The sequence below is a fragment of the Cohnella thermotolerans DSM 17683 genome (assembly GCF_000429825.1).
Lineage (GTDB): Bacteria > Bacillota > Bacilli > Paenibacillales > Paenibacillaceae > Cohnella > Cohnella thermotolerans.
Window position 1 is genome coordinate 227,372 of the sequence record NZ_AUCP01000001.1, and the last position, 19,121, is coordinate 246,492.

General features: G+C 60.9%; 20 protein-coding genes and 1 pseudogene. 6 read left to right on the forward strand and 15 right to left on the reverse strand.

Annotation, left to right across the window (positions count from 1 at the left end; genetic code table 11):
* Positions 1–6: 6 nt before the first annotated feature.
* On the forward strand, positions 7–573 hold the full coding sequence (locus tag G485_RS0101085) for a DUF1697 domain-containing protein (protein WP_027090988.1): 567 nt from the start codon (positions 7–9) through the stop codon (positions 571–573).
* 88 nt (positions 574–661) lie between these two features.
* Here the strand turns inward: G485_RS0101085 and acsA are convergent, their stop codons facing one another.
* Positions 662–2,386 (reverse strand): acetate--CoA ligase, encoded by a 1,725-nt coding sequence (gene acsA, locus G485_RS0101090; protein WP_027090989.1) that lies wholly within the window; start codon positions 2,384–2,386, stop codon positions 662–664.
* A gap of 282 nt (positions 2,387–2,668) precedes the next feature.
* Between acsA and G485_RS0101095 the strand changes: the two genes are divergently transcribed.
* The gene (locus G485_RS0101095) at positions 2,669–3,301 is read left to right on the forward strand and encodes a GNAT family N-acetyltransferase (protein ID WP_027090990.1); all 633 of its coding nucleotides are present in this window, start codon (positions 2,669–2,671) and stop codon (positions 3,299–3,301) included.
* Between the two features lie 31 nt (positions 3,302–3,332).
* Positions 3,333–4,529: an acetoin utilization protein AcuC gene (locus G485_RS0101100; protein WP_051317932.1), complete on the forward strand. Its 1,197-nt coding sequence runs from the start codon at positions 3,333–3,335 to the stop codon at positions 4,527–4,529.
* An 11-nt stretch (positions 4,530–4,540) separates the two neighbouring features.
* Here the strand turns inward: G485_RS0101100 and G485_RS28690 are convergent.
* The 10 genes and pseudogenes from G485_RS28690 to aroA form a co-directional block, all read right to left on the reverse strand.
* Positions 4,541–4,783: pseudogene (locus G485_RS28690) on the reverse strand (2-thiouracil desulfurase family protein); the annotation flags it as partial.
* Between the two features lie 10 nt (positions 4,784–4,793).
* Positions 4,794–5,483: a 5'-methylthioadenosine/adenosylhomocysteine nucleosidase gene (locus G485_RS0101105; protein WP_027090992.1), complete on the reverse strand. Its 690-nt coding sequence runs from the start codon at positions 5,481–5,483 to the stop codon at positions 4,794–4,796.
* Positions 5,484–5,575: 92 nt separating this feature from the next.
* On the reverse strand, positions 5,576–6,580 hold the full coding sequence (gene ccpA, locus G485_RS0101110) for a catabolite control protein A (RefSeq protein WP_027090993.1): 1,005 nt from the start codon (positions 6,578–6,580) through the stop codon (positions 5,576–5,578).
* Positions 6,581–6,722: 142 nt separating this feature from the next.
* Entirely contained in the window at positions 6,723–7,088 is a 366-nt protein-coding gene (ytxJ, locus tag G485_RS0101115; RefSeq protein ID WP_027090994.1) for a bacillithiol system redox-active protein YtxJ, read from the reverse strand.
* Positions 7,089–7,188: 100 nt separating this feature from the next.
* Positions 7,189–7,731, reverse strand: a complete 543-nt coding sequence (locus G485_RS0101120) for a hypothetical protein (RefSeq protein WP_169732277.1) — start codon at positions 7,729–7,731, stop codon at positions 7,189–7,191.
* Positions 7,728–8,135 carry a VanZ family protein gene (locus tag G485_RS0101125; protein ID WP_035154315.1) on the reverse strand — a complete coding sequence of 136 codons (408 nt, stop codon included), beginning with the start codon at positions 8,133–8,135 and terminating at the stop codon, positions 7,728–7,730. Before G485_RS0101125 ends, G485_RS0101120 begins: the two co-directional genes overlap by 4 nt.
* Positions 8,136–8,216: 81 nt before the next feature.
* Positions 8,217–9,965: a phosphoenolpyruvate--protein phosphotransferase gene (gene ptsP / locus G485_RS0101130; protein ID WP_027090997.1), complete on the reverse strand. Its 1,749-nt coding sequence runs from the start codon at positions 9,963–9,965 to the stop codon at positions 8,217–8,219.
* Positions 9,962–11,845 (reverse strand): glucose PTS transporter subunit IIA, encoded by a 1,884-nt coding sequence (locus G485_RS0101135; RefSeq protein ID WP_027090998.1) that lies wholly within the window; start codon positions 11,843–11,845, stop codon positions 9,962–9,964. The genes ptsP and G485_RS0101135 overlap by 4 nt, the downstream gene beginning before the upstream one ends.
* 505 nt (positions 11,846–12,350) lie before the next feature.
* Positions 12,351–12,788, reverse strand: a complete 438-nt coding sequence (locus G485_RS0101140) for a CoA-binding protein (RefSeq protein ID WP_027090999.1) — start codon at positions 12,786–12,788, stop codon at positions 12,351–12,353.
* 66 nt (positions 12,789–12,854) lie between these two features.
* Positions 12,855–14,147, reverse strand: a complete 1,293-nt coding sequence (gene aroA / locus G485_RS0101145) for a 3-phosphoshikimate 1-carboxyvinyltransferase (protein ID WP_027091000.1) — start codon at positions 14,145–14,147, stop codon at positions 12,855–12,857.
* Between the two features lie 114 nt (positions 14,148–14,261).
* Between aroA and G485_RS0101150 the strand changes: the two genes are divergently transcribed.
* Positions 14,262–14,561, forward strand: coding sequence for a rhodanese-like domain-containing protein (locus G485_RS0101150; RefSeq protein ID WP_027091001.1), 300 nt, complete (start codon positions 14,262–14,264; stop codon positions 14,559–14,561).
* Position 14,562: 1 nt separating this feature from the next.
* Here G485_RS0101150 and G485_RS24705 read toward each other — a convergent pair whose 3' ends face one another.
* Positions 14,563–15,084 (reverse strand): shikimate kinase, encoded by a 522-nt coding sequence (locus G485_RS24705; protein WP_276203324.1) that lies wholly within the window; start codon positions 15,082–15,084, stop codon positions 14,563–14,565.
* A gap of 122 nt (positions 15,085–15,206) precedes the next feature.
* Between G485_RS24705 and G485_RS0101160 the strand changes: the two genes are divergently transcribed.
* A complete protein-coding gene (locus G485_RS0101160) occupies positions 15,207–15,500 on the forward strand; it encodes a hypothetical protein (protein ID WP_027091002.1) in 294 nt (97 codons plus the stop codon).
* Position 15,501: 1 nt separating this feature from the next.
* On the opposite strand, the gene gndA is transcribed toward G485_RS0101160, so the two are convergent.
* Positions 15,502–16,917, reverse strand: a complete 1,416-nt coding sequence (gndA, locus tag G485_RS0101165) for an NADP-dependent phosphogluconate dehydrogenase (RefSeq protein ID WP_027091003.1) — start codon at positions 16,915–16,917, stop codon at positions 15,502–15,504.
* Positions 16,918–17,136: 219 nt separating this feature from the next.
* On the opposite strand from gndA, the gene G485_RS0101170 reads away from it, so the two are divergent.
* Positions 17,137–17,700, forward strand: a complete 564-nt coding sequence (locus tag G485_RS0101170; protein WP_027091004.1) for an LOG family protein — start codon at positions 17,137–17,139, stop codon at positions 17,698–17,700.
* Positions 17,701–17,767: 67 nt separating this feature from the next.
* Here G485_RS0101170 and G485_RS0101175 read toward each other — a convergent pair whose 3' ends face one another.
* On the reverse strand, positions 17,768–18,877 hold the full coding sequence (locus tag G485_RS0101175) for a GerAB/ArcD/ProY family transporter (protein ID WP_240489034.1): 1,110 nt from the start codon (positions 18,875–18,877) through the stop codon (positions 17,768–17,770).
* Entirely contained in the window at positions 18,874–19,116 is a 243-nt protein-coding gene (locus G485_RS0101180) for a hypothetical protein (protein ID WP_027091006.1), read from the reverse strand. Before G485_RS0101180 ends, G485_RS0101175 begins: the two co-directional genes overlap by 4 nt.
* Between the last annotated feature and the right edge of the window lie 5 nt (positions 19,117–19,121).

Here is a 19,121-nt window from a genome sequence, read left to right on the forward strand (position 1 = left end):
GAGCCAATGGCGATTCATGCGGCGCTGTTGCGCGGAATTAACGTAGGCGGGAAAAACAAAATCAAAATGGCCGAGCTGAAGGCGGCGTTCGAAGCGCTCGGTCCGGGCCGGGTGCAAACGTACATTCAGAGCGGCAACGTGCTGTTCGAATCCGACCGAACGGAGGCGGAGCTTCGCGAGCGGATCGAGCGGCAGATCGCGGACACGTTCGGCATCACGCTCACGGCTGTGCTGAGAACCGCCGAGGAGCTGGAGACGATCGTCGGCCGCTGCCCGTTCCCGGCCGAGGAAGTGGCGGCGGCGGAAGCCGCGTCGCAAGCCGAATGCCTCTACGTCGCCATGCTCCCGGAAGCCCCCGCCCCTTCGGGCGTCGCCAAGCTCGCCGGCGCGAACAACGGCGTCGACGAATACCGGATCGTCGGCCGCGACGTCTATTTGCTGTTCCGGGACAGCGTGCGGCACGCCAAGCTGGCCGCCAATCTGCCGAAGCTCGGCGTGCCCGCCACCGTTCGCAACTGGAACACGATGGGCAAGCTGGCCGAGATGGCCGCGGCGATGCGGTCGGGGACGTAACGCTCGGCTGCCTTCTGCCGAGGGGCACCTTAAGCAAAGAAGCTTCCAGCCCGCGATCAACGCGGTCTTGGAAGCTTCTTTGTTCATTTCAATCTTCGATCGTCGACAGGTCCCCGGTCGGGAGGTTCAGCTCCCAAGCCTTGAGCACCCGCCTCATAATTTTGCCGCTGCGCGTTTTCGGCAGCTTGTCGCGGAACTCGATTTCGCGCGGCGCCGCATGCGCGGACAAGCCGAGCTTGACGAACTTGGCGATGTCCGCCTTCAGCTCGTCGGACGGCGTATAGCCTTCCCGCAGCGAGATGAACGCCTTGATGATCTCGCCGCGAAGCGGATCGGGCTTGCCGATGACGCCGGCTTCGGCGACCGCCGGATGCTCGACCAGCTTGCTCTCCACCTCGAACGGACCGACGCGCTCCCCGGACGTGTTGATGACGTCGTCGATGCGGCCCTGGAACCAGAAGTAGCCCTCCTCGTCCTTGTAGGCGGAATCTCCGGAGACGTACCAGCCCGGAATCCGGAAATACTCTTCGTATTTCGCGGGGTTGTTCCATATTTTGCGCATCATGGACGGCCACGGCGTGCGGATGGCCAGGTTGCCCATCCGGTACGGCGGCAGCTCGTTGCCCTGATCGTCGATGATGGCGGCCTGAATGCCCGGCACCGGCTTGCCCATCGAGCCCGGCTTGATCTCCATGCTCGGGTAGTTGCAGATGAGGTGGCCGCCCGTCTCCGTCATCCACCACGTGTCGTGGATGCGCTGGCCGTATACCTTGAGGCCCCAGCGCACGACTTCGGGGTTGAGCGGCTCTCCGACGCTGAGCACATGGCGGACGCTGGACAGGTCGAACGGCTTGACCGCCTCTTCCCCCGCGCTCATGAGCATCCGGAAAGCCGTCGGCGCGCTGTACCAGACGGTGACTTTATATTTTTGCAGCGTCCCGTACCAATCCTGCGGGCTGAACCGTCCGCCCCGGACGACGTTGGTCACGCCGTTCAGCCAAGGCGCGAACACCCCGTAGGACGTGCCCGTTACCCAGCCCGGATCGGCGGTGCACCAATAGACGTCGCCTTCCTTCAGATCGAGCACGACGCGGCCGGTATAATAATGATGGATCATAGCGTTCTGGACGTGGTAAACGCCCTTCGGCTTGCCGGTCGAACCCGACGTATAATGAAGAATGAGTCCGTCCTCGCGGCCGAGCCATTCGATGTTCGCTTCCTCGGACGCTTCCGCCATCGCTTTGCGGTAATCCACGATGCCGCCGCCTTCCTCCACTCCGTCGCCGTACACGATCAAGTGCTTCAGCTCCGGCAGCTCGTCGCGAGCGATGCGAGGCAGCAGCGCGGGTGTCGTCACGATGGCCACGGCCCCGCTGTCCTGCAGCCGGTCTTTGACCGCCGTCTCCATGAACGCTTCGAACAGAGGGCCGACGACCGCTCCGACCTTCAGAGCGCCGAGCAAGCCGATGTACAATTCGGGAGTCCGGGGCATGAATATGAACACGCGATCGCCTTTGCGAATCCCGAGCTTCCGAAGCGCGTTCGCAAACCGGTTGGACGCTTTGGCCAGATCGGCGTACGTGTAGCTCTCGTCGCGCTGATTGTCGCTGTAGTGCAAGGCGATAACGTCGCCCTTGCCGTTCTCTACGTGGCGGTCGATCGCCTCGTAGGCCATGTTGACCTTGCCTGTGGTCGCCCAGGAGAAATGCGCTTCGATGTCTTCCAGGCGGAAATTCTTCACCGCTTCTTCATAAGAGCCGAGGTTTGAGCCGGTTGCCGTAACGGCGATCTTCTCGTCGTGTTGCAGTGTCATTTCCATCACCATCCCGTAAGAGTACATGAATCGCTCCGAATAAAGTATGCGCTTACAACCGATAGATCGGAGGACGCTAACGTCATTATAACACAGTCTGCCGATGCTGGTCATTCCGGGGGAAGTGAATATTCGCCAAAAAGGGAAATTATGGCCGAACAGTGCGGTTCGCCAGGCAGATCGGTTCATGTTCGGCGGGAGTCTCGGCAAATTTCGGATTCCAACGCAGGCGCCGTTTGTTGTATAATGGCAGCAACCCAAAGGAGGATCGGGAGGATCGGAATGGAGCACCTGAAGCGGTATCAACGGCATATCCGGCAAGGACGTACGGGTCCGATCGTCGTGGAGGGTCCCGTTCCGCCCGACCGGCTGAAGCGCTACCGGATGCATCCGTCGCTCGACTCGTTCCGCCGTCCGCCCGAACAGCATGCGGCGCTCGTCGAGATCGCCGAATTGCCCGAAGGGCGAATTATCGCGGCGGTGGATGGCGACGTCATCGTCGGCTATGTGACGTTCCACTATCCCGACGAGCTGGAGCGGTGGTCCGAGGGCGGCATGGACGACCTGATCGAGCTCGGCGCGATCGAAGTGGCGGACGAATACCGGGGGCTCGGACTCGCCAAAGCGCTCATCGTCACCGCGTTCGAGGACGGCCAGCTCGACAACGCCATCGTCTACACGACGGAATATTACTGGCATTGGGATCTCGAAGGCAGCGGGCTAAACGTCTGGGAGTACAGGAAGATGATGGAAAATCTGATGAAAAACGTCGGTATGGTGTGGTTTGCAACGGACGATCCGGAAATTTGCGCGCACCCGGCCAATTGCCTCATGGTGCGGATCGGCAAGGACGTCCCGCTCTCCTCGGCGGAGAAGTTCGACCGCATCCGGTTCCGCCAGCGGTTCATGTATTGATTCGAACGTCCAGCGAAAGGAAGAGATTGCGTTGACCTCGTCTGCCCCCGCCCCGGTATGGATCGATTGCTCCGCATCCGGGCGCTACCGTTTCCATGAGGATCACCCGTTCCACCCGATTCGCCTCCGGCTGACGGAAGATTTGCTGTACGCTTGCGGAGCGCTCAGCCCCGGGCAAATCGTATCCGCCGAATCGAACGATGTCGACGAAACGCTTGAACGGATTCATCGATCGGACTACCTGGATGCCGTGAAGGAGCTCAGCACCCCCGTTCCCTCCCCGGATGCCGTGGCGCTAGCCGCCCGCTACGGGTTCGAACCGGACGGAGACACGCCGTACTTCGCCGGCATGCACGAGGCCGCAGCCGCGGTCGTCGGAGGCTCGCTGGCGGCGGCCGAAGCCGTCATGACCGGCCGCGCCTCGCACGCGCTTCATCTCGGCGGCGGGCTTCATCACGCCTTTCCCGACCGGAGCTCCGGCTTCTGCGTCTACAACGACGCCGCCGCCGCCATCTCCTGGATCAACTGGCGATACGGCGCCAAAGTGCTGTACATCGATACGGACGTGCATCACGGGGACGGCGTCCAATGGTGCTTCTACGCCGATCCGGAAGCGTTTACGTTCTCGATTCACGAGACGGGCAAATTTCTGTTCCCGGGCACGGGGTTCGCGAACGAGCGCGGGACGAATTCCGGTTATGGCGCGTGTCTGAACGTTCCGGTCGAGCCGTACACGGAGGACGATTCGTGGCTCGAATGCTTCACGGCTTCCCTGACGCGCATTCTGCGCTCGTTCAAGCCGGACGTCATCGTCAGCCAGCATGGCTGCGACGCTCATGCGTTCGATCCGCTCGCTCACGTCCATTGCAGCATGCGCGTCTACCGGGAAATACCCAAGATCGTTCACCGCCTGGCCCACGAATGGACGGAAGGCCGCTGGGTCGCGCTCGGCGGAGGCGGCTACGACCATTGGAACGTCGTGCCGCGCGCCTGGAGCCTGCTCTGGCTGGAGATGACCGATCATCCGATGCTGCGCGATATCGATTCCTCCCCGAACGGAGGCGAGCTTCCGAAGGATTGGCCCCGCATCGCGTCCGACCGCCGCCCGCGGGAGCTGCCCCGCACGTGGCTCGACGACACCGGCCGCTGGACGCCGATCCCCCGCCGCGCAGAGATCGAAGCCAAAAACCGCCAAGTGCTGGAGGTCGCCCTCCAGCACTTGGGTTGATCGTCTGCCGCTAACGGATTGACGTCCCTGCCCGACTTCTCGACGACGACTCTCGCCTTGCCATCCAGCACGTCGTCCCCGTCGCCTCCGACGATCTCGGCGGGCTCTCGCGGCGTGACGAAGCCCCCCAGCAGTTCCGGGCAGACGGTGATCGCCTCGTTCTCCTCCAACAGCTTGCGAATCCGGGCGTCCAAGCTGTTCGTGCCGTTAAATCGGACGTTTAACCCGGCCAAGCAGGCGCTCACAAGTATCATAAGGATTCACTTAAAGCTGCCGAAGCATTTCGCTCACGATGGCGAACGACCGGTTCGACGCTTCGACCGTAAACTCGGCAAAGTTGACCGAAGCCGAACCGTCGGCCTTGTCCGACATCGATCGAATAACGACGTAAGGAACCCCGTTCATCGCGCACGCTTGGGCGACCGCCGCGCCTTCCATCTCGGTGCATGCGCCTTCGAACGTCTCGCGAAGCCGTCTGACGACGTCGCGGTCGGCGATGAACTGGTCGCCCGACAGCACTTTGCCCTTCTTGACGCGCCCGGGCGCGGCCTTCTCTCCGGCCGTTGCGGCCAGCTGCACGAGCGCTTCGTCGGCCGGCCATTCGGATTTGTCCTGGTAGGGGATGACCCCCTTCGGAAAGCCGAGCGCCGTTACGTCCACGTCATGCTGCAGGCAGCTCGTCGAAATGACGACGTCCCCGATGTCGAGCTCCGGATCCAGCGCTCCCGCCACCCCCGTGAAAATGACTTTGGATACGCCGAACCGGTCGATCAGCACCTGCGTATAGACGGCCGCGTTCACTTTGCCGACGCCGCATTTGCAGATGACGACTTGATGACCGTGCAGCGTGCCCGTGTGAAACCGGATGCCGGAACGGTTCATCTCCACGGCATCCTGCAAGCTTCCCAACAATAAATCGATCTCTTCCTGCATTGCGCCGATGATGCCGATCAAATCGCATTCCTCCTCGAAAAAGTAAAGAAGATGCCCTCCCGCAGGCCGACTTGCTTCCCGCGAAGGGCATCTGTAGTCCGCAATGGCTCGTGTTAGACCGAAGCGACCGAACGGCGGACGATCAGTTCGTGCGGAAGCACGACCTTCGCTTGCTCCACCGATTCCTTCTTCATCAGCTTCGTCAACAGACGCATCGAGACGGCTCCGATGTCGTACATCGGCTGGGCCACCGTCGTCAGCTGCGGCCGAACCATGGAGGCCATCCGGATATTGTCGACGCCGATGACGGACACATCGCCCGGAACGCTCAGCCCGGCGTCCTGGATGGCGTGAATGGCTCCGATCGCCATCTCGTCCGTCGCGGCGAAAATCGCCGTCGGACGCTCTTCAAGCTCCAGAAAATATTGGGCCGCTTCCATCCCCGATTCGTATTTGTAATTCCCGATCCGCACGTAGCGCTCGTCGAAGGCGATGCCGGCCGTCTCCAGGGCCCGCTTGTACCCTTGGTACCGGGCGAAACCGTTGGCCGGATCCTGCAAGGTGCCGCTGATCATCCCGATCCGGCGGTGCCCTTCGGAGATCAGACGGCTGACCGCGTCGTAAGCGGCGCCTTCATGATCGATATCGACGGAAGGCATCGTCCCCTTCTCGTCGGTCGTCGCGCAGAGCACGATCGGCACGTTGGAGGAGCTGAACGCCTGAAGATGATCGTCGGTCACCGCACCGCCCATGAACAGCAATCCGTCCACCTGCTTCTCGAGCAGCGTGTTGATGACGCGAATCTCCTTCTCCTTGCGCTTGTCCGAGTTGCAAAGAATAATATTGTAGTGGTACATGTTCGCGATGTCTTCGATTCCGCGGGCCACCTCGGCGAAAATCGCGTTGGCGATGTCCGGAATGACAACGCCTACGGTTGTCGTCTTCTTGCTCGCCAACCCGCGCGCAACGGCGTTCGGGCGATAACCGAGCCGTTCGATGGCTTCGTAGACTTTCTTGCGCGTCTGCGGCTTAACGTTGGGATTGTTATTGACAACCCGCGATACCGTTGCCATCGATACGCCGGCTTCACGAGCCACATCATAAATAGTTACTGTCACGTCACTCGCTCCATTGTCATGAACAACCTCGTCTGTCGCCGGCTCGTCCATGGGATATTAAGGTAATGATACGACAAATCTGCCGTTTTCGCAATGTTTGCACAAGGATTCGCCTTCTAACGTCCGGTCTCGATCCGATTCGCTAGATTTCCGACGCCGCGCCGGGCGCCCCGAGCTTCTCGCTCAGAAACGAATACGTGATGCGCCAGTGGGATTCGTCCCACACCGCCTTGCCGTCCTTGACCAAAATCGCCTGCGGAGATTTATGCGTAACGCCGAGCGTCTCGGCGATGGCATTGCTTACGGGACGCTCCTCGATCACGCGAACGATCGCGAAATCGACCGCCGGCTCCCGAACGTCCGATACGTAGTGCGTCAGTTCCTCATGGGCCCCCGCGCTGACGGAGCACTGCGTGCTGTGCTTGAAAACGAGCAGCGGGCGCGAGCTCGAGCGCGCAAGCGCGTCCTCCCATTCCTCCAGCGTCGTTAAACGCCGAATGTCGGCCATGACCATCCCCTCCATGAAAATAAATACTGTCATTTTCATGGTATCAGAAAAACGCCGCAATCGCAAAAAAAACGGGGCCGGCCGCCCCGTTTTTTGCGACTTACGTTATGTACTGTGCGCTTAATTGCGACAATCGGCTCTTCAATTCCTTTTTCCACGTCTCGTCTCCTACCGAAGCGGCGACCAGCATCAGATCCAGCAGATCGTTCATCCGCTCTTCGGTTTTGCGGGCGATCGTCCACAACTGAAGCGGCTGCGTCTGGTCCAGCGCCTCCTTCAGGACGCCCGCCCACTCGTGAATTTCGTCGAACGGAATGGAACGGGGCAAGGGCTTCGCGCCCAATTCGCCGATCAGCCGTCCCAAATCCTCCTTGACGCCGGGAAACACCTCGTTCCTGAAGCATTGCTCGCAGGTATAGACGGGAACGTTGGTTATGCTCACTTTGCGCGCATGGATGACCGTGCGCAAAATCAACTTCATGGCTTGACCGCAGGTACAGCGCTTCAACAATGGGACTCTCTCCTCGGCCGGCTTGAAATGGAACGTGCGAAGCCCGTACGAATGGGCTTCCTCGACCATTGTATTCGCCAACTGAACGCCCGATTCCTGCTTTAGAAGCCGCTGTAAATTCTGGAACCTCATCGCAGCGTCCGCGCCCGCCACAACCAGATGACGAGAACGGCGACCGCCGCCCCGATCCCGTCGTGCAGCAAGTCGTGGATGTCCGGCGAGCGCTTCGGCACGAACGATTGATGCCATTCGTCCGTTGCGCCGTACAGCACGCAGAGCGCCACGACGGCCAGGCAGCGCCTCATGTCCATCCGGCGGAAGCCGAAGCCGAACGAGAAGGCGACGGCCAGCGCGAAGTAGGCGACATAGTGAACCGGATTGAAGCTTTCCAGCCCCGGCAGCAGCTTCTGGAACCAGGGGAGCCAGCTGTCGAGCTCTCCTCCCGTGCGGGACGACAGCGCGAAGATGACGGCCATGCACAAGACGGTCGGAAGCCAGCGAAGGATCGGATAAGGAAGCGAATTGCGGGGAGCCATACGGTATGAACCTCCTTCGAAATCGGATGCGAGAGTCGTCCGATCGGGCGAATTTTTCGACGTTCGCCGGTGCGACGCTTCTCAGGGTCGAACGTTGCCTTTGGCGAGCGCCGATTCCGCGTGGAACTTCTCCAGTCGCTCGCGAATTTCCTTCGCGGTCCGCAGGCGGAAAATTTCGTCCATGAGCATCCGGCTCTCCTGCGCGTACGTGCGGAGCATCGTCTCCTTGACCGGGAGAATCGACTGGGCGGACAAGCTCAATTCGTGAATGCCGAGACCGAGCCAGATCGGCATCGCCCGCACGTCCCCGGCAAGCTCGCCGCAGACGTTCACCTGCACGCCGTGGCGGTTCGCCGCCTCGACGACCGTGCGGAGCATCCGCAAGACCGCCGGATGGAACGGCTCGTACAGATGGCTGATCTGCTCGTTCATCCGGTCCACGGCCAGCGTAAACTGGACGAGATCGTTCGTTCCGATGCTGAAGAAGCTCACCTCTCCGGCGAGCAGCTCGGAGATGGCCACCGCGGCGGGCACCTCGATCATGACGCCCGCCGGCACGTCGGACCGGAACGGAACGCCTTCCGCGGCCAGTTCCTTCATCGCCTCGGCCAGCACGGCGTTCGCTTCGCGCACCTCGTCGACCGAAGCGATGAGCGGGTACATGATCTGGACGTTGCCGTGGGCCGAAGCCCGCAAAATCGCGCGCAGCTGCACCTTGAACAGGTCCGTGCGGCTCAGGCTGAACCGGATGGCGCGGAAGCCGAGGAACGGATTCTCTTCTTCCGGCATTTCGTAGTAGTCCAGATGCTTGTCGCCCCCGATATCGAGCGTGCGGATGATGAGCGGCTTCCCTTGCAGCTTCTCCGCCGCGGTCCGGTACACTTCGTACTGCTCCTCTTCCGTCGGGAACCGGTTCCGGTCCATGTACAGAAATTCCGTACGGAACAGCCCGACTCCTTGCGCCCCGTTCGACAGGGCGGCGTCCAGTTCCTTGACGGAGCTGATGTTGGCCGCCAGCACGAGCGTCTCCCCGTCCGGGGTGACGGACGGCACCTGGGCGAGCTGCTGCAGCCGCTCCCTCGTCTCCAGCTGCCGCTTGCGCATCTCCGAATAGCGCAGCACCGTATCGGCGCTCGGCTTGACGTGGAGCAGGCCGGCGCCGCCGTCGACGATGAGCAGATCCCCCGTCTCGATCGGCTCCTGCAGCTTGTTCTCGACGCCCATGACGAGCGGGATGCCGAACGCCCTCGCCATGATGGCCGAATGCGAGGACGGGCTTCCGACCATCGTGACGATGCCGAGCACGACGTCCGGCTTCAGATGGATCAGCTGCGACGGCGTCAGTTCCCGCACGACGAGAATGAACGGCTGCGTATCCGTCGGAAGCATAATTTCCGGAGCGCCGAGCAGATGCTTCAGCAGCCGGTTGCCGACATCCTTGATGTCGAGCGCCCGCTCCTTCATGTACTCGTCGTCCAGCAGATCGAACATCGTGACGAAATGATCGATCGCTTCCTTGACCGCGACTTCCGCCGCCTTGTACTGCCGCTGGATGATCCCCTTGATCTCGTTCATGAACACGGGGTCGTCGAGAATCGCCAGATGCGCTTCGAAAATGCCGGACTCCTCCGGCCCGACGGCCTCGTCCATCTCCGTCTTCATCCGGTGAATTTCCGACTTGGAGCGTTTGACGCCTTCGTACAGCCGTTCGAATTCGAGCGCCAGATCCCCGACGCCGATCTTGTTGTCGGGCAGCTCCCATTCCCAGTTCGGCAGAACGAACGCTTTGCCGATCGCGATGCCTTCCGATGCCCCCAATCCATGGATCATGATTCTTCCCCCCTGTTCTCTCTATCGCGCACGACGACCGACATGACCGCCGCCTGGCCTTTTTTGACGGATGTAAAAGGAGCAAAGCGCCAAGATCGAACGATGTCCGAATTGGTGATGACCATCGGCGTGGCAATGGACTTGGCTCCGCGCTTAAGCTTCTGCAGATGGAACCGGATGAGCGGCTGTCCCGGGCTTACCTCGTCGCCTTCTTTGACGAAGGCGGTGAAAATGTCGCTCAGCTGGGATGAATTGACGCCGATATGCAAAAGCACTTCCAGCCCTTCCTTCGTTTCGATTCCGACCGCGTGCTTCGTCGGATACAAGTGGACGATCTTCCCCCCGACCGGCGCGACGAGCTCCCCTTTGTCCGGCAGAAACGCGACGCCGCGCCCGACGAGCCGCTGGGCGAAGATCGGATCGTCGACCTCCTCCAGCGGAATCATCCGGCCCTGCACGGGCGCGTGGAATTGAACCTGATGGACGTCCTGCTGCATAAGCTTCGCGATCTCTTCGCGGATCAGATCGGAGTACGTGCCGAACACGACCTGGACGTGTCCGCCCCCGAGATGGATGACCCCGGCGGCTCCGAGATGGCGAAGCGACTTCGAGTCGATGCGGCGGTCATCGGCGAGCGTCAGCCGCAGCCTCGTAATGCAGGCGTCCAGGCGGACGATGTTTTCTTTGCCTCCGAGCGCCTGCAGAACGAGCGGAGCCCGGTAAGGAATGTCGCCGGCCCAGTCGTCCAGCCGGGTCGAGTCCTCGCGGCCGGGCGTCGACAGCTGGAATTTGCGGATGCAGAGCCGGAACATGACGTAATAGACCAGGGCGACGGCGAGGCCGAGCGGGACGATCATCCAGCCCTTCCGCGAGAGGGGCAGGTTGATCAAATATTCGAGCGCTCCGGCGGAGAAGCTGAACCCGTCCCGGATGCCGAGCTCGTAGGTCAGCCACATGACCCCTCCGGAGAGGAGCGCGTGAACGAGGAATAAATAAGGCGCGACGAACAGAAACGCGAATTCCACCGGCTCGGTCACGCCGGTCAGAAACGCCGTAAGCGCAGCGACGCGGAACTGCTTCGCGATCTTCGGCTTCAAGTCCTCCCTCGCCTCGTGGATGATGGCGAAGGCGATCGCCGGCAGCGCGAACATGATGATCGGATACAGGCCGGCCATGTACGATCCGGCGGTCGGATCGCCCGCGAAGAAGCGCGGCAGGTCGCCGAAATAAACGTTGCCGTCCGGCGTGCGGTATTCTCCGACCTGGAACCAGAACACGTGGTTCAGCAGATGGTGAAGACCGAACGCGACCAATATCCGGTGCAGGAATCCGTACAGGAAAACGCCGAAGCCGCCGGCCGAGCCGATGACGTTGCCCGATTGGGCGATCCACGAGCCGATCGTGCGGCCCGCCTCGATCATGAACCAGGAGAACAGCAGCGACACGCCGGCCATGAAGATCGGGACGAACCGCGAACCGCCGAAAAACTGCAGCGATTCCGGCAGCTGAAGCGCCTTGAACCTTTCGCTCGCGAGGCCCGAGGCGATCCCGATGACCGCGCCCGCGAACATGGAGGGCTGAACGCCGTTCGGATCATACGTATGCGTAACGCTGGCGAAAATGATCATTCCTGTCAGTGCGGCCATGCCGGCGAACACGGACTGGTTGGCCATGCTGAGCGCGATGCCGACCGCGAACACATAGGGGACATATTGGAAAATGGCGATGCCCGCCGCATGGAGCAGCTCGGGGGCCGCCGGCCACCCGAGCGCTTCCCAGGGAAGACGGGACAGCGCGAGGAGTATGGCGGCCGCGGGCAGCACCGTCATCGGTAGCATAAGTGCCCGGCCAAGCCGCTGGAGATAGCCCAATCCGAACATGAACCTGATACGCCCCCTTCTCTCTCTCGATGTTAAGTCTTCCGGGCTCTTTTTGTCAAAACAATCCGCATCGGCGAAGCCGGCTTCGCGCAGCCACCGGAGCTGATCGCCGACTTTGGCGTTCAGATCCTGCTTCCTTCTCTCCCGGGAAGCTTCGATTGCCTCGGCGCCCAGCCCGCTCGCCTCGACGCTCTCGTCCCAGCGTTCCCGGGTCGAACAGTTTTTTGACAAGATCGTTCATTCGAATGTCTCCCTTCGCTGGCGCCTATAACGCATTGTAGACATTGTAGCGAACGCCCTCGCCGGTTTGAAATATATTGAAACAACAGGATTTATAGTTTTTATCTATAAAAAGGAGGCGGGAACCCCGCCGCCCTTAACGAAGGGCGGCCAGAGGCTCCCGCAAACGGCTGTAAGCCGACATTAGCGGCTTACAGATCGTCTTCGCGCCGTTTTCCGTGCTGTAAGCCGACATCGGCGGCTTACGTGCGCTGCTGCCGGCCCGTCAAGAGGGCTTGCGCTTGCCTTCCGGCAGCAGAATCGAATCCTCCACCTTGATGCACCGGTCCATCACGACCGTCAGTCCGCCCTCTTGGGCGATGCGGGCCGCGTCGTCGTTCGCGATGCCGAGCTGCAGCCACAGCGCCTTCGCGCCGATGGCGACCGCTTCTTCGGCGATGGGCGGCGTGTGCTCCGGCCGGCGGAACACATTGACGATGTCGACCGGCTCCGGAATGTCTCGGAGCGACGGGTAGCTCTTCTCGCCCAGAACCGTCCGGGCGTTCGGGTTCACCGGGATGATCCGGTAGCCTTTGCGCTGCATCGCCTCGGACACCATGTGCGACGTCTTGGACGGATCTTCCGACAGGCCGACGACCGCGATCGTGTTCGACCGCTCCAGCAACTCCTTGATTTGCTCGCGGGACGGGTTCTCGAATGCCATGCCGACCAACCTCCGTTAAATGAGATACCGTTGCCGCGACCGGCCTGCCCGACCGCGCGACGGTTGTTACTTTACCCACTCGACCTGCGCGCCAAGCGCCTTCAAATGGTCGAAATAGTTCGGATACGACTTGGCGACGTGGTGCGCGTCCCGAATGCGGATCGGCTGCTTGGAGCGCAAGCCGACGACGGTCAGCGCCATAATGACGCGATGGTCGAAATGCGCGTCGATCAGGGCGCCGCCCTCGACGCCTTCCGGCCGGCCGTGGACGATGATCTCGTCGCGCTTCTCCTCGACGTTCGCGCCTGCCTTGCGAAGCTCCGCCAAGAAGTCGGTAATGCGGTCGCATTCTTTGTAGCGCAGGTTTTCGACGTTGTAGAAGCGCGACGTGCCCTCGGCGAACACGGCGGCCGCCACCATGGCGAGCACGCCGTCGGTGAATTCGTCGCCGTCGAACTCGCCCGCGATCAGCTTGCCGTTGCCCTTGACGCGCACGACGCCGTTCTCGTGCGTCAGCGGCGCTCCCATGCTGCGGAGCACGTCGACGACGGCCCGTTCGCCCTGCTTGCTGTTCTCGAGCAGGCGGTGAACGGTCACGTCGGATTCCGTGACGGCCGCCGCCGCCAGAATGGCCGCCGAGCCCGGGTAATCGCCCTGAACGGTGTACGTCTGGGCTTTATACTGCTGCCGGCCCGGCACCCGGTACCGCATCAAGTCGGCGGAAGCTTCGACGACGATGCCCGCCTGCGCCAGCACCTCCAGCGTCTGGCCGACGACGACCTTGGATTTGAGATCGTTCAGCACTTCGATCTCGCTGTCTTCGTCCAGCAGCGGTGCGAGGAACAGAAGCGCGCTCAAATATTGCGAGCTGACGCTGCCCGACACTTGGATTTTGCCGCCGCGCGGCCGGCCGCCGCGAATCGTAATCGGCAGCCGGCCGTTCTGGTGCTCCACTTCGACGCCCATGCTTTGCAGGGCGGCGATCAGGTCGTCGTGCGGGCGCTTGCCGAGCGATTGCGGATACGCGTTCACGAAAGTCACTTCCGGCAGCAGCGCCGCGACGGCCATCAGGAAGCGCAGCACCGCGCCGGCGTTGCCGACGTTCAGCTCCTTGACCGGGAACGGGCGCTTCCCGAACCCTTGGATGACGATCTTCTCGTCGTCCTCTTCCACCACCGCCCCGAGATCGCGAATGCAGCGTCTGAGCGCGTCGCTGTCCTCGCTGTGCGCCGGGAAGCGAATCGTGCTCGTGCCTTCCGCGAGAGCCGCGACGAGCAGGTAGCGGGTCGTATAATTTTTGGACGATAGCGCTTGAATTTCTCCTTGCAGCCTGGCGGTTGGCGTTACGATCATGTCCATGCCTGAAAAACGCTCCTTCTGGTTTAGGTGATAGATAGGCAGCCGCGCCCGATTTGACAGCCCGACGGGCCGTTCTTTATGATGAATGCAGGATAAGGAAAGGAGGCTTCCTCCATGAGTTACAAGACGACTACGGTCGAACAATTGAAAGCCAGACTCGACGCCGGCGAGAAGCCGGTGCTGATCGACGTCCGCGAGGACGAGGAAGTCGCCCAGGGGATGATCGAAGGCGCCATCCACATTCCGATGGGCCAAATCCCCGATCGGCTGGACGAAATTCCCCGCGACAAGGAAGTCATCTTCATCTGCCGGAGCGGCAACCGCAGCGGCAGAGTGTGCGAATTCCTGTCCGCGCAAGGGTACGACCGCACCGTCAACATGCTCGGCGGCATGCTGGCCTGGGACAGCCTGTAAGCTACATCCACCTCAGCAGCATCCCGGCGATCTCGTCCGGCGACAGGCGCGAGGTGTCGACCGTCGCGTGCGCGAAGTCGTAGGCGCGCCGGCGGGCGGCCAGCAGCGCGTCGATGCGCGCCTCCGCGTCCCCGGCCAGCAGCGGCCGGCCGGCCGCGTCGCCGCCCGCCGTCACCCGCGACAGCAGCGTCCTCTTATCCGCGGTCAGCGCGACGACCCAGCCTCCGGCCCGCATGCAGCGGCGGTTCTCCTCGCGAAGCGCGGCGCCTCCGCCGGTGGCGACGACGCGGCCGCTTCCGTCCAGCACCTCCGCCAGCACGCGGGTTTCCCAATCCCGGAACGCCGTCTCGCCCTGCTCGGCGAACAGCTCCGGAATGCTCCGGCCCGCCTGCCGGACGATCTCGTCGTCCGTATCGACGCGGGTCCAACCGAGACGTTCCGCCAGGATTCGGCTTACCGTCGATTTCCCCGTCCCCATGAATCCGACCAAAACGATGTTGCGTGGTTTGCTGAATCCGCTCAAGAACGTTTCCCCATTTCGCGTCTTTTGCTTCACCTATCATAGCATAATGCGCATCAGGTATAAATCAAGCCTTTCTACCGTATGGATGGTAATAACTTTGATGCAAAAAGGTGATGCCCGTTATGGAGTCCGCACCGAATCGCCGAACGCCCGACGCTCCCGTCGTGCCCGATACGCTCCGCCGCTTGCTGAACCCCGATTACCCGCTCCGCAGGGAAGATTTGATTTGGGCGCTCGACTATATCAAAAGAAAAGTGGCCGAAGGAGCGCCCGAATGGACGGGGCTCGATCGGCCACGGCTGCTTGCGCTTTTCGCCGCCTATGCGGATCTGGCGATGCACCTGCTCCGCCGCCAGGACTTGCACGGCCAAGACATGGAGCGTTTGCGCGCCTTGCTGTTGGACACGCTCCCCTGAATCAGGACTCCATCCAGTTGTGGTGGAACGTGCCTTCTTTGTCGACGCGCTTGAACGTATGCGCGCCGAAGTAGTCGCGCTGCGCCTGCAGCAAGTTGGCCGGCAACCGTTCGGAACGATAGCTGTCGTAATAGGCCAGCGCGCTGGCGAACGAAGGCACCGGAATGCCGTAGCGAACCGCCGTCGCGACGACGTCCCGCCATGCGTCCTGATAGGACTCCACGACATTCTTGAAGTAGTCGTCCAGCAGCAGGTTGCGCAGACCGGGATCGCGGTCGTACGCGTCCTTGATGTTCTGCAGGAAGCGGGCGCGGATGATGCAGCCGCCGCGGAAAATCATCGCGATGTTGCCGTACTGCAGATTCCAGTTGTACTCTTCCGAAGCCGCGCGCATTTGCGCGAAGCCTTGCGCGTAGGAGCAAATTTTGCTCGCGAACAGCGCCTTGCGCACGCTCTCCACGAACGCCGCCTTGTCGCCCTGGAACGGAGCCGTTTGCGGGCCCTTCAGCACTTTGCTGGCGGCGACGCGCTCTTCCTTCATGGCGGACAGGAAGCGGGAGAAGACGGATTCGGTAATGATGGACAGCGGCACGCCCAGGTCGAGCGAGCTTTGGCTCGTCCATTTGCCGGTGCCCTTCTGGCCGGCGGAGTCGAGAATGACGTCCACCATCGGTTTGCCCGTCTCCGGATCTTTCTTCGAGAAGATGTCGGCGGTGATCTCGATCAGGTAGCTGTCGAGCTCGCCTTTGTTCCATTCGCTGAAAATGCTGTGCAGCTCGTCCGTGGAGAGGCCCAGCACGTCCTTCAGCAGCTGGTAAGCTTCGCAAATGAGCTGCATATCGCCGTACTCGATGCCGTTGTGCACCATTTTGACATAGTGGCCGGCGCCGTCCGGTCCGATGTATGTGCAGCAGGGATCGCCGTTCACCTTCGCGGAGATGCCCGTCAAAATCGGCTCGACGAGCTTGTAAGCTTCCTCAGGGCCGCCCGGCATGATGGCCGGACCTTTGAGCGCGCCTTCCTCGCCGCCGGATACGCCGGTGCCGATGAAGTGGAAGCCTTGCTCCGTCAGCTCCTTGCTGCGGCGCTGGGTGTCCAGGAAGTAAGCGTTGCCGCCGTCGATGATGATGTCGCCCTTATCCAGATGAGGCGTCAACGACTGGATGGTGGCATCCGTTCCGGCACCCGCTTGGACCATGATCAAAATTTTGCGGGGCTTCTCCAGCGAAGCGACGAATTCCTCCACGGAATACGTCGGCACGAGGTTTCTGCCCTTGCCGTCCGTGTTCATCAAATCGTCCGTCTTCTCGCGGGAACGGTTGTAGACGGCTACCGTGAATCCGCGACTTTCGATGTTTAAGGCCAGATTGCGTCCCATGACGGCCATGCCGACGACGCCGATGTGTGCTTTAGACATAATTCGCTTCATCCTTTGGTACAAGATTTTTACAATATGCCTATTGTACTCTTTTTGGCCCCGGATGAAAACATTCTTCATCGAACTTTCATGTTTGGCCCCAAGCGGCGCTCCGCCCGGGAAAAAACGGCGCGGCGCGCAACGCTTCCGCAGCCCGGTTTATCTATCCGCGCAGGTTCGCTATAATCGTACTTGCACCGAATCGGAAGGAGAATGAGCATGAACAAGGTAGCCGTTTATTGCGGATCCAGCGACGGCGCGTCGGACGCATACAAGGCCGGCGCCAGGGCGCTCGGACGCGAGCTCGCGGAGCGGGGCGTCGCGCTGGTGTACGGAGGCGCATGCGTAGGCATCATGGGCGCCGTCGCGGACGCGGTTCTGGAAGCGGGCGGACAAGCGATCGGCATTATGCCGGCTTTTCTGCAAAATCGGGAGATCGCCCACCGTGGGCTGTCGGAGCTGGTCGTCGTCGAGACGATGCACGAGCGAAAAGCCAAAATGGCCGAGCAGGCCGACGGCTTTATCGCGTTGCCGGGCGGACCGGGGACGCTGGAGGAGTTTTTCGAAATTTTCACGTGGGCCCAGCTGGGGCTTCACCGCAAGCCGTTCGGGTTGCTCAACGTGAACGGGTATTACGACCCGCTCGTCGAGCTGCTGCGCCATATGGCCAAGGAGCGCTTCATGCAGGAGCAATATTTGTCCGCAATGATCGTGGAAGAGGATCCGGCCCGGCTGCTCGACCGTTTCTCGGCCTACACGCCGCCGGCGGTGAAGACGTACTAGGATCGGCGCGGCGGCGAGTCTCGAACAAACTGATCGCATTGCTTTCCGACCCCGTGCATCCGTTTTTTCACCCCTTTGCCGCCGTTCCCCGCCATCGTTTTTGCACCCAGGCAAGACAGAGCAGCAGCATCGGAACGATCACGAACATCGTCATAGCGGAAAACGTCACGGACGTCGATATCGAAAAAGTTAATTTCTGAAGATCGGGCGCAACCCACATGCTGCTCAACGTCACCAGAAGGCCGATCGGGAACACGATCGGGCGATAATCGGACAGGTTCATCCATTGGGCGGCGCCAAGAACGGTCACGTAAAAAAAGACGCATATTTTCACGAACGCGCCCAACACCCAGATGGCCATGAATATCGCCTCCAGATGGGTAAAAAACTCAGCCAGATTGATGTACCTCGCCAAAATTAGAAACGGATAAGTATAGCCGCCCGTTATGTCCCCGAGAAGCATCAGCGTCGCCAGATTGGCAACGACCAGTGTCAGAACGATCATCAACAAAGCAATCAGAACGCTTGTTTTCGCCTTTTTTTGATCGGCTACAAGAGGGAGCAAAAACGAGGCGCTGATCAGTTCGCTGAACCAGGTTTGCAGGACGAAAGCGCCTGCAAGCGAAGGCGTTATCCCATTTGCCATGATCGGGAACATATTCGGCACACGCAGATCCGGAATGATCGGAATAATGATGAATAAAAACAGCGTAACAAAGGCGGGAAGCAAAAGTTCGGCGAATCTCCCCACAATTTCGACGCCTCCGCGTACGGCGATGGCGCAAACCAGCACCATGCTGCCCGACACCACAATGAGCGGCGTAGTAAACAGGAAGGAGCCTACCACGAATTCGCCGTATTCCCGCAAAATAATCCCGATGAGATATAAATAATAAAGCAGGAAAAGGGCTCCCAGCAATTTTCCGGGCAACCGGCCGATGACGGCTTCGCACGCCTGGACGATATTGCGTCCGGGATATATCGCGTGGAGCCGAAATACGGCATAAAGGGTAATCAATCCGCAAAACGCCCAAATCGGCGAAATCCACATATCCTGCTTCGCAAATTTGAACGTAATCGCAGGCGTGGTGAGAATCGCCGTCGGGGTAATGGCCAAATAGATCATTCTGCCCATTTGAAAGGCGGAAATTCTCCCTTTCTCAACCATCTTCCTCATCCGCTCCTTTCCTGGGTTAAATTCTCGATCATCTTTACCAATGGTTTATATAAAGCGTCGAGGCATTGCGTAGGCCCCGGCGTCTCCGGATAGAAAACGAGCCAGGAAGCCAAGAGGCCTCCCAGGACGGCAATGGCGGCAAAAGCGGTTTTCTCCTTCTTCCCTTTCGTTTTCGGCCATTCGTACGCAGCCATCAGAGCCAAAAGCGCCGCGATCCCCAGAACCGCCGTCCATTTCATTTTTG